General features: G+C 36.4%; 13 protein-coding genes. 4 read left to right on the forward strand and 9 right to left on the reverse strand.

Going from position 1 to position 16696, the window contains the following annotated elements; genetic code table 11:
* Positions 1–168 precede the first annotated feature (168 nt).
* Both metK and ACY2RT_RS05630 read left to right on the forward strand, forming a co-directional pair.
* On the forward strand, positions 169–1422 hold the full coding sequence (gene metK / locus ACY2RT_RS05625) for a methionine adenosyltransferase (RefSeq protein WP_490154900.1): 1254 nt from the start codon (positions 169–171) through the stop codon (positions 1420–1422).
* A gap of 122 nt (positions 1423–1544) precedes the next feature.
* The gene (locus tag ACY2RT_RS05630; protein WP_490154901.1) at positions 1545–3215 is read left to right on the forward strand and encodes an amidase family protein; all 1671 of its coding nucleotides are present in this window, start codon (positions 1545–1547) and stop codon (positions 3213–3215) included.
* Here ACY2RT_RS05630 and ACY2RT_RS05635 read toward each other — a convergent pair.
* The 9 genes from ACY2RT_RS05635 to alaS form a co-directional block, all read right to left on the reverse strand.
* Complete coding sequence (locus ACY2RT_RS05635; RefSeq protein ID WP_490154902.1) at positions 3212–3862, reverse strand: response regulator; 651 nt, start codon at positions 3860–3862, stop codon at positions 3212–3214. The two genes, ACY2RT_RS05630 and ACY2RT_RS05635, sit on opposite strands and share 4 nt — an antisense overlap.
* Before the next feature lie 69 nt (positions 3863–3931).
* Positions 3932–5902: a tetratricopeptide repeat-containing sensor histidine kinase gene (locus tag ACY2RT_RS05640; RefSeq protein WP_490154903.1), complete on the reverse strand. Its 1971-nt coding sequence runs from the start codon at positions 5900–5902 to the stop codon at positions 3932–3934.
* A gap of 23 nt (positions 5903–5925) precedes the next feature.
* Complete coding sequence (locus tag ACY2RT_RS05645; RefSeq protein WP_490154904.1) at positions 5926–6171, reverse strand: hypothetical protein; 246 nt, start codon at positions 6169–6171, stop codon at positions 5926–5928.
* A 62-nt stretch (positions 6172–6233) separates the two neighbouring features.
* The gene (locus ACY2RT_RS05650; RefSeq protein WP_490154905.1) at positions 6234–6992 is read right to left on the reverse strand and encodes an MORN repeat-containing protein; all 759 of its coding nucleotides are present in this window, start codon (positions 6990–6992) and stop codon (positions 6234–6236) included.
* Positions 6993–7089: 97 nt separating this feature from the next.
* On the reverse strand, positions 7090–8496 hold the full coding sequence (locus ACY2RT_RS05655) for an MORN repeat-containing protein (protein WP_490154906.1): 1407 nt from the start codon (positions 8494–8496) through the stop codon (positions 7090–7092).
* 163 nt (positions 8497–8659) lie between these two features.
* Positions 8660–10543, reverse strand: coding sequence for an outer membrane protein assembly factor BamB family protein (locus ACY2RT_RS05660; RefSeq protein WP_490154907.1), 1884 nt, complete (start codon positions 10541–10543; stop codon positions 8660–8662).
* Between the two features lie 178 nt (positions 10544–10721).
* Positions 10722–11264, reverse strand: a complete 543-nt coding sequence (locus ACY2RT_RS05665; RefSeq protein ID WP_490154908.1) for a DUF6252 domain-containing protein — start codon at positions 11262–11264, stop codon at positions 10722–10724.
* 80 nt (positions 11265–11344) lie between these two features.
* The gene (locus tag ACY2RT_RS05670) at positions 11345–12292 is read right to left on the reverse strand and encodes a GSCFA domain-containing protein (protein WP_490154909.1); all 948 of its coding nucleotides are present in this window, start codon (positions 12290–12292) and stop codon (positions 11345–11347) included.
* A 2-nt stretch (positions 12293–12294) separates the two neighbouring features.
* Positions 12295–14907: an alanine--tRNA ligase gene (gene alaS / locus ACY2RT_RS05675; protein WP_490154910.1), complete on the reverse strand. Its 2613-nt coding sequence runs from the start codon at positions 14905–14907 to the stop codon at positions 12295–12297.
* A gap of 121 nt (positions 14908–15028) precedes the next feature.
* Here alaS and ACY2RT_RS05680 point away from each other — a divergent pair, with 121 nt between their 5' ends.
* Both ACY2RT_RS05680 and ACY2RT_RS05685 read left to right on the forward strand, forming a co-directional pair.
* On the forward strand, positions 15029–16006 hold the full coding sequence (locus ACY2RT_RS05680; protein ID WP_490154911.1) for a M23 family metallopeptidase: 978 nt from the start codon (positions 15029–15031) through the stop codon (positions 16004–16006).
* A complete protein-coding gene (locus ACY2RT_RS05685) occupies positions 16006–16335 on the forward strand; it encodes a MerR family transcriptional regulator (RefSeq protein ID WP_490154912.1) in 330 nt (109 codons plus the stop codon). Before ACY2RT_RS05680 ends, ACY2RT_RS05685 begins: the two co-directional genes overlap by 1 nt.
* Positions 16336–16696 lie beyond the last annotated feature (361 nt).

The raw sequence follows: 16696 nt of genomic DNA on the forward strand, positions 1-16696 counted from the left end.
ATAAATATTTTTTCACTCTTTCCAATTGTATTTTTTTACTTTTGCTGCAAATCTATAAGAGGAAAGATTTGACTGATTGCAACCTCTATAAAAAATGCTAAAGGCAGTGTAAACTACCTTGGGCGTATACGTCAAATCATCACAAAATATTAATTTAAAATAATTGTAATGGCATACTTATTTACTTCAGAAAGTGTTTCTGAAGGTCACCCGGATAAAGTTTCAGATCAAATTAGTGATGCTTTGTTGGACCATTTTTTAGCCTTCGATCCCAATTCTAAAGTGGCATGTGAAACATTGGTAACGACAGGACAGGTAGTTTTAGCAGGAGAAGTAAAAAGCAATACGTATCTCGATGTGCAAACCATCGCAAGGGATGTGGTCAATAAAATTGGGTATACAAAAGGAGCCTATCAATTTAGTGGTGATTCCTGTGGTGTAATTTCTCTCATACATGAACAATCTCAGGATATCAATCAAGGAGTAGACCGCTCCAGTAAAGAAGAACAGGGTGCTGGAGATCAGGGAATGATGTTTGGTTATGCTACTAAAGAAACTTCCAATTATATGCCTTTGGCGTTGGATATTTCGCATAAGATATTATTAGAATTAGCAGCGCTTCGCCGTGAAAATAATGAAATTAAGTATTTGCGTCCGGATTCTAAAAGCCAGGTTACCATAGAATACAGTGATGATAATGTTCCTCAAAAGATCGTAGCTATTGTAGTTTCCACACAGCATGATGATTTTGACGAAGATGAAGTAATGCTGGCAAAAATTAAAAAGGACATTATTGAAATCCTTATTCCGCGGGTTAAAGCAAAATTACCTCAATATGTACAAGAGTTGTTTAACGATAATATCACCTACCACATTAACCCTACAGGGAAATTTGTAATTGGAGGCCCACACGGAGATACCGGTCTTACCGGACGTAAGATCATTGTAGATACCTATGGAGGTAAAGGTGCCCATGGGGGTGGAGCTTTTAGTGGTAAGGACCCTAGTAAAGTGGATAGAAGTGCTGCTTATGCCGCTCGCCATATTGCCAAAAATCTGGTAGCAGCCGGTGTTGCAGATGAAGTACTGGTACAAGTATCTTATGCCATAGGTGTGGTTGAACCAACTTCCATTTTGGTGAATACGCATGGAACATCTCATGTTGCTATAACTGATGGCGAAATTGCAAAAATTACTGCTGAATTATTCGATATGCGACCAGCCGCAATTGAAGACAGATTAAAACTTCGCAACCCTATCTATTTGGAAACAGCTGCCTATGGCCATATGGGCAGAGACCCGGAAATAGTAACTAAGATTTTTGAAAGCCCTTACAATGGTAGTGTGACAAAAGAGGTAGAATTGTTTACCTGGGAGAAATTGGATTATGTAGATAAAGTTCGCAAGGCCTTTGGATTGTAGACTTTAAAGTATTCGATAGTAGTCCGCAACTATAATACAACCCCAAAAGTATTTTTTGAATTTCAGAAAAAACCACTCACAATATCAGAGTGGTTTTTTACATTTATAGAAATTTAAAGGTCATGAAAAAATTACTTTATATTGTTAGTATTGCCCTTATTACAGTAGCCACTCTATTTTCCTGTAAAAATAAAACCGAGGAAGCCGAAACTGTAATCTTATGGGAACCTTATGATGAAACCGAAGAAATTGCTATACAGCAGGATCACGAAAAAGATAGGATGAAATTTAAATTGATCCAGTCTAAGTTTTTAGACAAAAGCGAGGTGTTTAAGTATTTCTACGATGAAGTTAGTAGTTTTTCAGAAGAACGCTACCAACAATTAAGGCCCCTCGTTATTGAGCAGGATATTCCAACTATTCAAAACCATATTGACAATGGGAACTTTACATATGAAGAACTAACACTTTTCTATTTAAAACGTATTTACAAATACGAACTTGACCCTGAAAAAACACTCCATACCATCATCGCCTTAAATCCCCGGGTTCTTGATCAGGCAAGGGATAGGGACAAATTCAAAAATAGTAGAGCTCAACATCCTATTTACGGAATGCCTGTTTTATTGAAAGATAATATTAATGCTGAAAACATGGGAGCTACTGCCGGAGCTGTGGTTATGGAAAATACTAATCATCCTAAAGGTGCTTTTCTTGTTTCACAATTGGATAAAAATGGCGCCCTTATTTTGGGAAAAGTAAACCTAAGTGAATGGGCCTATTATTTTTGCTCCGGATGCCCATTAGGTTATAGTGCTATAGGTGGGCAAACACTTAATCCTTATGGCAGAAAAATCTTTGAAACCGGTGGAAGCAGTGCAGGTAGTGGCACAGCAACTGCTGCAAATTATGCCGTAGCAGCTATCGGAACCGAAACAGCCGGTTCCATTATTTCTCCTTCCAGTCAAAACTCTTTGGTAGGGTTAAAACCTACCATTGGTGTGCTTAGCAGGTCTGGTATCGTACCCATTTCCCATACTTTGGACACACCGGGGCCCATGACCAAGAATGTCATTGACAATGCTATTCTTTTAGATGCAATGGCTGGAAAAGACCCGGAAGACGACGTGACAATTACCAAAACACAATCGTATGTGCTTGAAAATAAAATAAACCATTTAAAAGGAAAAAGACTTGGTATTATAAAGGAGTTACTCGATGATTCCATTTATAGGGTTACTGTAAAAAAACTGGAAGCCGAAGGGGCAATTATAATAGAATATAACCCTCCGGAATTATCACTCGAAGGTTTCTTAACTCTTCTGAATCTCGAAATGAAAGAAGACCTTCCATTGTATCTTAAAAAGTATACTACAAGCATTGGAGAAATAAAAACAATGGAAGATATAATGGCATTCAATAAAAAAGATAGTATGTCACGTATGCCTTATCATCAGGGGGTTTTTGATGGAATTATGGAAGATACAACTTCGGTGGCCAATTTTCAAAACATTCGTAATAGGCTTCTTGAAAATGGCAATGCTTTTTTTCAAGAACCAATGAAAATACACAAATTAGATGCTATTCTTTCCATTAATAATTACCATTCGGCATATGCAGCGGTCGGTTTGCATCCCTGTCTGGCGATTCCTATGGGATATAAAGATTCCGGCGAACCAATTGCAATTACATTGATCGCATCTCCTTTTCAGGAGAAAGAACTTCTTTATTTAGGATATTCAGTAGAAAATATTTTGGATGCAAGGCAGCTTCCAAAAGGATATGAAGATTAAATAATATTATAGTTTTTGGCTTTTTGAACGGCTTCAATTTTACTGTGAACCTGTAATTTTTTATAGATATTCTCAATATGCTTTCTCACTGTACTGGGAGATAGAAATAAATTTTTGGCAATTGCTGTATAACTCAGTCCCTTACTCAATTGTTCCAAAACCTCAACTTCCCGTTTAGAAAGTGAAATTTCTTCCTGGTCATTCGGATTTTGAATATTGATAGGGTTTCTCAACAATTTAAGGGTTTTTAATGCAATAGAAGGGTTCATTGCAGCACCTCCATTAATTGTTTCCCGAATTCCGTTATGGAGATCCTCAGGGTTGATCTCTTTTAGTAAATAACCGTCCGCACCTGCTTTTATAGCATTGAAGATATTCTCATCATTATCAAAAACCGTAAGCATGATGATCTTAATCTGAGGATATTTTTGCTTTACCATCTGTGTGGTCTCAATGCCATTTAGAACCGGCATCTCTATATCCATTAAAATTACATCAAGGTTATGATTTTCCTCTAGTTTGGTAAGCAGTTCACTACCGTTTAGAGCAGTATGTTTTATAGAAATATCATCAAAAAAGGAAAGCTTTTCCTTAATGGCGTGGATCAAGAAACTATTATCATCTACTATTGCGACTTTTAAACTCATGGGCAACCTGTTTTATAAATATAATTAAAATTATGAAGACTGCCATCATATTAAAATAAGGCAATTGCCCTATTTTAATGATTTAAAAGGTATGTATAATACAACAGAAGTCCCTTTTGTAAGGTCCGAACTAATATCAATGGTTCCACCTACTTCGCGAGTACGCTTTTGTATGTTATTAAGACCATTGCCTCGTTCAACATTAGCAGCATCAAAACCTTTCCCATTGTCCCTTATTTCAATTTTGAATTGATTGTTCTCTTCTGAAATGCCTACCGAGATCAACGAAGCTTCAGCGTACTTTAAGCTATTATTTACAGCTTCCTGAATAATACGATAAATATTCATCCCCTCTACCGAAGTAAAAGTATATTCTTCACTAATTTCCGGAGCAATATAGAATTCAAAATTTGCATTCTCTGAAGCTTGTTTGGCTTTTTCAATAAAGTTAGTAATACGGGATTTGAGGTCTTCAACTGAGATATTACTTTTATTCATTGCCCAAATAGTATCACGTAACTCATAAATAGTTTGTGAAGTAAAACCGCTGATATTGGAAAGTTTATTAGAAAGTTTATCGCTTATTTCGGTAAAACCATATTTTAAATTATCTATACTGGAGATAATAAATGTAAGCTGTGCTCCAATATTATCGTGTAAATCTCTGGAAATTCTTAATCGTTGTTCCTGTAGCCTATTCTGAGTTTCAATTCTGGCCAAAGCTTCTTTTAATTCGCTTTCCTTTTGTAACTGACGGTTTTTCAGCTTTTGTTGATTGTAAAATAAATAACCTATCAACCCCAATATTAAAGCTAACCCCAAACTACCAAAGAACATTGTGTTTTTACGTTTTACTTCCAGTTCTTTTTCAATTAATTGTGCTCGTTGCTTAAGTATTTCTTTTTCCTTTTTTTCGGTCTCATATTTGGCTTCCGTTTCAGTGATGATCTGTGCATTTTTTTCATTTAGAATGGAATCTTTTACAGCAATATATTTATAGAGGTATTCATTTGCTTTTTCATGGTTATTTTTTTGTTTTTCCAATTTGGAAAGGCTGTGATATATTTCTCTGGCAGAAAGCTTAATATTATTTTCTTCTGCTAGTTCCAGTCCTTTTTTTAAATATATTTCGGCTTTTTGAAATTGATCCTGGGTTCGTAAACTTTCTCCAAAATTTGCATAGGTACTGGTAAGACCATTATAATCTTTAACTTCTTCTCTTTGCTGAAGAGATCTGGTAAAATAATCCTCAGCATTACTATAATCTCCTTTTTTTGAATAGGAAAGTGCAATGTTTGACAGATTAGAGGCTTGTTGTTTCTTATCGCCTAGTTTCAGACTTATATTATAGGCTTTTGTATAGGATCTTATAGCTTCATCGTATTTTTTTTGGTAATCAAATATGGCTCCAACGTTATTATATCCATTTTGTAAACCTGAAAAATTTCCTAATTGTTCCTGAATTTCTAATGCCCGTGTTAAATAGTCTGTCGTCTTATCAAAGTCTTGCATATAGTAATACACCACACCAATATTATTGTAGGCCTGAGCTATACCGTTCTCGTTTCCAAGCTTCTCCTCTGCTTTAAGAGCATCAAAAAGCAATGGTAGTGCTATTTGATAGTCTCCTTTTCTGATATGGACAGTTGCAATATTATTGAGCACTACGGCAAAACCTTTGGTGCTATTGGTTTTCTCGGCTATATCCAGTGCTTTGTTGTAATACAACATAGCATTCTTATAATCTGTTTTTCTCTCGTAATAATTCCCCAATACATTTAAATTCATCAGCTTTCCAAAGGGGAATTTTATTTCGTCTGCCAGTTGAATTCCTTTTTCGGCAAACACCTTTGCGCTATCCAGATGCACAATATTGTAATGACCTGCAATTCTTTGATAGAGCATCACTTTTGAAGTATCCTCCGGTGCTTCCTTTAGAACGGCTAAAACACTATCCGGATTTTTCAATGTTTCCTGTGAAAAAGACAGTGATACTACACATAAAAAACTCAAGATGATGATGCTATTTTTTAAAGTCATTTTTAAATGTTTGTTTCTTAATACTACAATTGTATTTCCGGTTGTATCACTAATGCTTCAGTAAGGTTATATCTTAAAAAATTGTATTTATCTAAACCCTTGCTTCTGATATGAATTTGAGATTGGTGCATCTCTACATTTTCAGTTAGAACTTGTAATCGTTTACTATGTAATTCTTTTATAGTTCTGTTTTTTATAAAAAAATTGAACAATAAACCAACTACTATAGAAATTACAACAAATAAAATGATAAGTTGTACAGATATCATAAGATACTATTTTAATTAAGATTAGAAATAAGTTTTCAAAAAATAACCTGTTTATAAAGGTATTATAATGATTTCATAAAAGTACCATTGCTCCATGTTCCAATTTTATCATCGCTTGCAGTATTACCCAGATAATAGCCTCTGCCATGATATTTTCCATATTGCCATTCACCTCCGTAGTATTCTCCACTTTTAAAGAAAAAACGGCCTTGCCCGTGAAATTGATTGCTATTATTAAACTGTCCGGTGTATTTGTCGCCATTAGCAAATAGGTAGGTTCCTAAATACATATTTCCGTTTTTAAAAAACCCAGTAAAGGAATCTCCATTATCCCATTTATAACGACCATATTTATTTTGACAATCTCCTGCAGTACATCCCGTTGTAATCTCATTGTCAAAAAATGTATAAGCATCTACCAACTGACTACTATCATATTCTCCCTGCTCCCATTTCTCACCTTCTACAATGTATCCAAGCCCTTGAATAAACCCATTCTGATATTCTCCAACCATGTCCTTTTTAACTCCTAGATATACTCCATAGCCGGTCATTTTATCATCAACCCAAAACCCTATATATTTTCCAGAGTCTTTCCAATCAAACAATCCATAGCCATTCCGCTTACCGTTTTGCCAGAATCCATGGTAATGACCATGATCAAAATTTTTCTTTCCCCAACCATTTTGGCAATCGCCACTTACACAACCGAGGCTTATAGTGGAATCTGTTGTTGAGGGAACACTAGGGGTTCCCTGTGCAGTTAGTGTTAAACTTGTAAAGATAAAAGCAACTAAAACTGCTATCTTTTTTAATTTCATAATACTTTGGTTTTTAGTGTTATTCAAATTTATGAAAGATTTATTCAAAAAAAATACGGCAGCTACCGTATTTAATTAATTGTTAATAGATTATCTGTCACATTTTAGTAACTAAAACTCCATTAGACCATTCTCCAACTTGCCTTACGAGGTCTTTATCATGATAATATCCTCTACCGTTATATTGGTTGTTTTTCCAATCACCTCCATAATAACCGCCGGTTTTATAAAAATAGCGTCCTGTACCGTGAAATTGATTTTTATCATTGAACATTCCACTATACTTATCACCATTTGCAAAAGTATAGGAGCCTATGTATAGATTTCCTTTTTTAAAGAACCCTATGTAGGTATCACCATTGCTCCATACCATTTTTCCATATTTATTTTGACAGTCTCCCGCTGTACAGCCGGTTTCTATATCATTTGTATAAAACGTATAAGGAGTGGATAAAACACCATTACTATAGATGCCCTGTTTCCAATCGCCTCCTGTAACCGTATAGCCTACTCCATTTAATTTCCCGTTACCATACTCTCCTACAATATTATCATCATTATCAGCTATATAAGCTCCATAACCTGTCATAGTATCATTTTGCCAATTCCCTATATATTTTCCTATCCCTTCCCACTTATAAAGGCCATAACCATGTTTTAAACCATTTTTCCAAAACCCGTCATAATATGCATCTTCATATTGCCATTTTCCCCAACCATTATTACAATCTCCCGATATACAACCTGTAGTCCCGGTACTTGTTGAACTTGTGGTTGTTGAGCTACTTCCCGTATACAATGCCACAGGGTTAAATACAAAAGATGCCATTGTCTTATATCCCGGAAGGACATATGTTTTAACATTATCTATTTTTACTATAAGATCATTGCCATCCGTTTCTGTTGAAGCTTTAGAATAATCGATAACTTTCCCGTTTTTAATGACTCCATACTGCCCTTTGTCTACATCCCGATACCAGTAAGTATTATCTGGTGCTGTCGCCAATTTATTCATGCTTTTAACCCCCCAGTTAGAAAAACTTCGGATTCCATCTAAATAATAAGTAGCATCAAAATCCTTAATATAATGAATATAGCTCCCTTTTACATTACTGAATGACCCCATATAAGATTTATCATTAACATAAGTGATGAACGAATACGGGTTCGTGAGATAAAAATCCTTTCCAATATTTTTTGCAAGGACCGGAGCACTTCCAACTGTTCCTTGAGAAGCATTTTTAAAATCTGCCAATAAATATACTGTACGTGAGCTTTTATCCAGAACAGCCAGCGTATCTGTTTTCAAATATACCATGTCCATTACATTTGTAAGTGTTTTTCCGTTGGCATCCCGTAATACATAATCCAGGTCGTTGATCTTTGTCCATGACGACCCTGAAATATTAGTAGGTGTTGAAGTAGGCATAGGAAGTGGCACCTGTGCATTTACACTACAGATTAAACCTACAAATACAAAAATAAAAAAGTGAAGAGATTTCATAATCAAATGGTTTTTAATGATATACAAATTACCAAAAAAAATTGAACATTAAAAATAGGGCAATTGTCCTATTTTAAAGATAAAGCCCCGTACAATATGTACGGGGCTTTAAGGTTGCAGATACTCCTCAATGATCTACAACTAACGTAACCTGGCTAGTTAGTTACTTCTTCAGGTCATATGCAAAAATTGAATTGTTATCCGCCTTATAATATAGCATCCCACCTATCTCATCTACTTCGTATTGAGGTTTTTTATCTTTTAGTACAATTTCTTTTTCTTTGTTTCCAGTGTCTTTATTAAGTTTAACCAATCCTACACCTTCGTCTAACTTTGTCAATACAAATTGTGAATTCTCAGTTGCTGCGGTTGCGGTAAATCTTCTCAACATTTCTGCGATCGAAGCTCCGGTTGCTGCAGCCATACCATCACCGAAATCTGCATAGGCCTGGCCTCTTGTGGTATATTGCCCTAATCTATTTCTATTATTATTAGCTTCTGCATAGGCTGCCGTTGCAGTTGCTGCCGAAGCTACAGCTGCTACGCCTGCCAAAATAGCTCCCATTGCACTCTTTCCTGGCGCACGATAATATTCATGCCATTCTTTACTTCCATCCCAATTGAGCATCATCATATTTTGGTCACTACTTAGCAAGATACCTGCATCACGAATCTCAACACCTGTCGGGTCTTCTTTTCCTTCAAATTTAGATTCTGCCAAAGTAGAAACATCACCCGTATTGGCATCCACAGCAAACAACTCATCATCAACACTTATTAAATAACGCGAATTTTTACTATCGTATGTAGATGCAACAGCGTCTGCTCTTTTGTATTTCAATGATTTTTTCCAAACCTGATCCCCTGTTGAAAGATTTACAATATTAGCGTCTTCACTGGTTATATAGATAAGGCCTTGTGGTGTATTAGCCATAGTTAGGATATTCTCCCCGGTTTTTAAAGGCTTTTTGAAAAGAGTTTTTCCGTCAAAGGAAATTTTATTAATCCCTCCTTCATATATTCCAAAAAGGATACCATCATCCATGATATAAAAGTGTTGTACATATCCCTTTGTTTTTGGTGCCTTTTCCCAAAGATCCTCTCCATTGGTTGCGCTTAAAAAAGCAATTTTAGATTCAGCTCTACTAGAGGCAAGTTTTGCTAGCTTAGACTTACCGGAATTATCCACATTGCTCACAACAGCAAGTCCTTGGGGTAATATTTCGAAGTTTGCAATAGTTCCTTTTACCTTTCGCTCGTCCTTCCACAATTGCGCTCCATTAGTTCCGACTTTGTGAATCTTAGTATTCTTGCCATTGTTTACACCTACAAATGCATAAAGTTCTTTTTCGGTCTCATCCGCCACCATCCAGTTTACATTTTTAATCTTGTTTTCCCACAAAACTTCACCTGTTTGTGCTTTTTTAGCGATCATACCCTGACTTGTTGGTACAATTAGATGATTTTTAAGCAATAACGGACGACCCGTTACAGTATATACTTTAGCAATTCCCACTCTGTTGGGATCTCCCAGATTAAATCTATAGTCTTCTCCTCCAGTATTAAGATCATAAACAGCTACTTGTATAGCGAATTTTTCTTTTGACCTACGTTGTCCGCTTACAACTAACTTATTTTGAGGCATCATTACATCGCAGCTGAACACTGTTTTCCATCCATTATCTTCGGTACTAAATAGTTTTTTACCCGACATATAGTCAATAACTGCTTTCTTTGTAGATATACTGGCAAAACCTGTTTGGCCAATGATCACATAAGGTGCATTGGGTACATAAAATAGTTCTTCAGGCTTTACCCGCCCATAGTCCTGAAAGTTAAAAAGCAATTGGTTTGTCCCGGGTTTAATACCTACAAGGCCATCATTGGTAGCTACTACCATAGTACCTCCCTGTGTAAGTGTCATTTCATTAATCTTCCCGCCTACATCATATCGGTAGTCGGGTTCTTCTGCACGTTGTGCGATCACTGTTGTTGCCATAAATAATACTATACAGGCAAACATCTTTACTGTTGTTGAAATTTTCATAATCGTGGTTTTAGTAATTGATAATCCAAAGGTGACATATAAAAAAGCTCAGTTCAATACGGCAATTGTCGTATTCTTTTTAGAAGGCAATTCGGGAAATAAAAAACCGGGAGTGAAACAAATTGTTCCGCTCCCGGTCCACGTAAAAACCTCAACATAGAGATTTTCTTTATGACTGCTAGTTGTCTACTTTTACTTTAAAACTTCCCTCAGTTATATTCTTTGTAGACGTATTATCAGCATTATAACCTTCGAAAGAAAATGTACCTTCTAAGATCCCATCGGCATCCACAGTAATATTGATCTTTCCGGCGGTAAGGCCTCCCACAGCCGAACTTGCAAGATTTGACCCCCAAACTTGTGCAGTCTGCCCATTCACTTCACCATACTGTATCATATTTGGATTTGTAAGATTATCACCTGTAGTATAGGTCCCGGTACCATTGTAACTGAAAATACTGAAATTGATAAAATCCCCTTCATTGGTACTTCCCTGACCCGTTACAACAGTGATTCCATTATTAGTAGTTTTTGTAGCGCCAATTAAAGTGGCTATATCTGTTGATGCCGCAAAGGAAGCTCCATCTACTTTTGCAGTGAAAAATTCACCCCCACCACCATTACTTCCATTATCACCCCCATCATCATCTTTATTGCATCCCGTAAATACCAAAGCGAGGCCGGCAAAGGCAATGAGTATTGCTTTTTTGATTGTTTTCATAATTGTTGAGTTTTAGTTATTTGAATGAAACAAAGATGTTCCAATACCCAACGTATTACAATACGGCAATTGCCTTATTCTTAAAAAGTGATGTGAGGAAGCTTCTTCTGAAGTGTAATTATTTGTTGCTGAAGTGCTGCCTGAAAATCTTGATGCGCTAGTCCTGAAGGATTAAAAGGTTTGTGCTGTAATCCTTTTTGAATGTGATCTATTTCTTTTTGAAGAGACTCCGTTTCGGAAGCTATCCAGACGTACTTAAACCGTTCCCAAATAATGGAAATAGCTGTAGGATTAGGATGTAACATATCTGCATTATAAAAACGATAATCACGCAACTCGTCCATCATAATTTCATAAGACGGAAAGTAATATACACAATCCTCATACTCTGAAGCTTTGTGTAGTCCGGCGATCAAATGTGCCTTACTCTGTGTATTTCCAATAAAACCATCTTTTATATGCCGAATGGGAGATACGGTAGTTATAAAAACTACATTTTGGTTTTCTGCCTTTATAATTGTAATCGCGTCCTCTATACTTTTTGAAACTGCCTCAACACTTAAAAGTTCTTTTGAAAATTGCTGCTGCGGGATCTTATGGCAATTTGCTACAATCTTTTTGCTTTCTTTATAACGATATACCCAAGCTGTACCATACGTAAAAATAATATGTGAGGCAGAAAGTAAATACTCTTTAAATTCCTTAAGTTTTTGATTGAGTGTTTCTAAAAAATCATCTTTATCAGAACTACTTAATAACGAATGTACCGCAAAGCAATGCCATTGTTCATTATGAAAAAAGACATCATCTTCAGTAAAAAAAACTCCATGAATAGCTCGTGAAACTAATCCTGAAATTGCAACCGGATGAAAAATGATCCCAAAGGGGTTTTGTAAATTCTGAAATTTTAAATATTCCAGTTTCTTACCTATATTTTCAGCAAAACAAGAACCCATTAGCAACACTTTCGAGTTGTAGTCTATTTGCTTCTCCTCGGGCCTTAATGCTATGTTTGTTTGTAGTATCAAGTTTACAAAATGTAGTCTTTGGCTTTTTCTAATGCTTCAGCAATTCCGTCCGGGTTTTTACCTCCTGCGGTTGCAAAGAAAGGTTGTCCTCCCCCTCCTCCTTGTATAAAGGCACCTAATTCACGAACGATCTGTCCTGCGTTTAAATTACGTGCTGTTACCAGATCTTTTGAAATATAACAGGTTAGCAATGCTTTACCACCACTCTTAGAACCAAACAAAATAAATAAATTGTCTATTTCGCCTCCAATTTCAAAAGCCAGGTCTTTTAATCCCGAAGCGTCCAGATCCAGTTCTTTAGCAAGAAAATGTATCCCATTGATCTCGGTAATTTCAGTTTTTAGATCGTTCTTTATATTTTTTGCCTTATCCTTCAATAATTGCTGAACCTGTTTCTGCAATTGATTGTTTTCTTCTTGTAAACCAGTGACTGCTTTTAATGGGTCCTTTGTATTATTTAATGCTTTTTGTAAAGCTGAAAAAGAATCACTCCTATCTACAAAATATTGCTTTGCAGCATCTCCGGTAATCGCTTCAATACGTCTAATTCCTGAAGCAATTGCAGCCTCACTTGTAATAATAAAATGCCATATATCTACCGTACAATCAACGTGTGTCCCTCCACATAACTCCATGGATTTTCCAAATTTTATAGCGCGGACATTATCTCCATATTTTTCACCAAACAAAGCAATTGCACCTTCATCAATAGCCGACTGATAAGGAATATTACGTCTTTCTTCCAATAAAATTCCTTCTCTAATACGTGCATTTACAAACTCTTCAACCTGTTTTAATTCTTCATCTGTTACTTTAGCAAAATGAGAAAAATCAAAACGCAGGTTTCGGCTATGTACCATGGATCCTTTTTGAGTTACATGTTCTCCCAAAATATTTCGCAGAGCCTGGTGTAGCAAATGTGTTGCCGTATGATTACACGCTGTTCTAAATCGTTGTTTTTTATCGACGACCGCTTTAAAAGTATCTTCTACATTACGAGGAAGGTTCTTTGCAAAATGAATGATCAGGTTATTTTCTTTCTTGGTATCAATAATATAAACAACTTCACCATTAGAAGCCTCCAGATATCCTTTGTCTCCAACCTGCCCGCCACCTTCAGGATAAAAAGGAGTCAGGCTAAAAACCAACTGGTATAACTCTCCTTCTTTTTTGCTTTCTACTTTACGATACCGGGTAATCTTAATATTGGTTTCGAGAAAATCATATCCAATAAATTCTTCTTCAGCATCCTGAGAAAGAACGATCCAGTCTCCGGTCTCTACCTTTGTAGCTGCCCGGGAACGGTCCTTTTGTTTTTGAAGTTCGGCCTCAAATTCAGCTTCATTTAGTTCATACCCTCTTTCCCGTAAGATCAAGGCAGTAAGATCTATTGGGAATCCAAATGTGTCGTACAATTCAAAAGCCTTTGTTCCGGAAATTGTTTTAGAATTCGCCTCTCCAATCACATTTTCCAACAATACTAATCCCTGGTCCAATGTTCTTAAAAAAGAGCGTTCTTCTTCTAAAATCACATTGATGATCAGGTTTTTTTCTGAAATCAATTCAGGGAACGCATCTCCCATTTGCTTAGTCAAAGTCGCAACTAATTTATGAATAAACGGTTCTTTTTTATTTAAAAAAGTAAACCCGTAGCGAATACCTCTACGTAAAATTCGACGTATCACATATCCGGCACCGGTATTACTAGGCAACTGCCCATCTGCAATACTGAAAGCTACAGCGCGTACATGGTCTGCGATCACACGTATAGCAATATCTACTGCTTCATCTTTACCATACGTAGTATAGGTAATAGCCTCAATTTCCCGGATGAGTGGCGTAAACACATCTGTGTCGTAGTTACTCTGCTTATTTTGCAGCACCATGCACAAACGCTCAAAACCCATCCCTGTATCTACATGTTGCGCCGGTAATTTTTCAAGGCTACCATTAGCTTTCCGGTTAAATTGCATAAATACCAAATTCCAAATTTCAACCACTTGCGGATGGTCCCGATTTACCAGATCCGCGCCGGACTGTTTCGCTTTTTCTTCCGCAGACCGAATATCCACATGAATTTCACTGGATGGACCACACGGCCCTTGTTCACCCATTTCCCAGAAATTATCCTTTTTATCTCCATTTAAAATGCGCTCTTCCGGTATAAATTTTTTCCAGCATTCATAAGCTTCGGTATCACGCTCTAATCCTTCAGCTTTATCCCCTTCAAAAATGGTTACATATAAAATGTCCTTATCAATTCCGTAGACTTCGGTCAATAATTCCCAGGCCCATTCAATGGCTTCCTTCTTAAAATAATCGCCAAAACTCCAGTTTCCCAACATTTCGAACATGGTGTGGTGATAGGTATCCATCCCCACTTCTTCCAGATCGTTGTGTTTTCCACTTACCCGCAGGCATTTTTGAGTATCTGCGATCCGGTTATTTTTTGGGTCGCTGTTGCCTAGAAAATATTCCTTGAATTGATTCATCCCCGCATTGGTGAACATGAGCGTGGGATCATTCTTGATCACCATTGGTGCTGAGGGCACAATGGCATGTGATTTCGATTTAAAAAAATCTAAAAACCTGGAACGTATTTCCTTAGACTTCATAGGGTGTTTTTTATGCTAAAAATATCAGATAGGCTATGCGCAAAACAATTTCTATATTTGCAAAACGTTACGTAAACAATAACACAACCTATCAACGAGCAAAAATAAGTTTTTTTAACGTATGTCGAAGGTTAAATATTATTATGATAGTGAAACCCTTTCCTATCGAAAAATTGAAAAGAAAAAAGGGCGAAGGCTAGGCATCTTTCTGTTGAGCCTTACCGGGATGCTATTAAGTGGTTTTTTGTTGTTATTGGTATACCTCAATCTCCCATATGTTGAAACCCCAAAAGAGAAATCTTTAAAGCGTGAATTGGCCAATATGCAGCTACAATTTGAGCTACTCAATAAAAAAATGGGTGAAGCAGAGGCTGTTTTAACCGAAGTTGCCGAAAGAGATAACAATTTATACCGTGTTTATTTTGAAGCCAACCCTATTCCTCAGGAACAGCGTAAAGCAGGTTTTGGAGGAGTAAATCGTTATAAGGATCTGGAAGGTTTTGATAATTCCAAATTGATCATTGCATCCAGTAAACGATTGGATGTATTGACAAAGCAAATCGTAGTACAATCAAAATCTTTGGATGAAGTTGCTCAGTTGGCAGAAGAAAAAGAAAAATTTTTATTAGCTATACCGGCAATACAACCTGTTAAAAATGAAGACTTAACCCGTATGGCCTCTGGTTTTGGATATCGTACCGATCCTTTTACCAAGACAAGTAAATTTCACTTCGGAATGGATTTTACCGCACCACGGGGTACACCTGTATATGCTTCCGGAGATGGTAGAGTGTCACGGGCAGATAATACTGCATCCGGTTATGGAAGGCATATTCGTATTGATCACGGATATGGTTATGAAAGCTTATATGCGCATTTATATAAATACAATGTACGTAACGGACAGCATGTAAAACGTGGAGATTTAATAGGATTTGTAGGAAGTACAGGGCGGTCTGAAGCACCTCACCTACATTATGAAATATTTAAAGACGGTGAACGTATCAATCCTATTAATTTTTATTACGGAAACTTAACCCCCGAAGAGTTTGCCGAAATGCTTAAAAAATCACAGGAAGAAAACCAATCGCTGGACTAATGCATATCGAGCTACCGGAAAAACTATATTATAGTATTGGCGAAGTCGCCAATGCATTTGATGTGAATACATCACTCATACGTTTTTGGGAAAAAGAGTTCGACGTACTTCAGCCAAAAAAAAACGCAAAAGGAAACCGGAAGTTTACTCCTAAGGACATTAAGAATCTGGAATTGATCTACCACCTGGTCAAAGAGCGCGGCTTTACGCTGGAAGGCGCCAAAATTCACTTAAAAGAAAACAAACAAAAAACCCTGGACCGATTTGAGATCATTCGTAAATTGGAAACCATTAAAGCCGAACTTCAAAAAATTAAGGACCAATTATAAAGGTCCTTTTTACTGCAAATCAGCCAAAGTATCATTCTTTTCATCGAAAATAGATATATCGATGTACCACCCTGTCACATTTCGTTTAAAATAAAAAAAATAGCTTTGAACTCTCCCCTTTTAATTGACCATCAGGCCTGTTTTTTGGCATGATGAAATACAATTTTAAAACATGATCTATGTCATATGATATGGAAAAGAAAGCGGTAGATTTGCCTTTTTCTAAAAACCTTATTTGTCAAGTAGCAGGAAGGTATGTTCTACTTTTTTATGATGTAAAAAAGTGGACTTGCAACAAAAAGTCGGACAAATTTTCTAAGACCTATGCCACATTTTTGATTTGATAAAATTCTAATTCCAT

The organism is Ulvibacter sp. 2210JD10-4 (assembly GCF_058148525.1).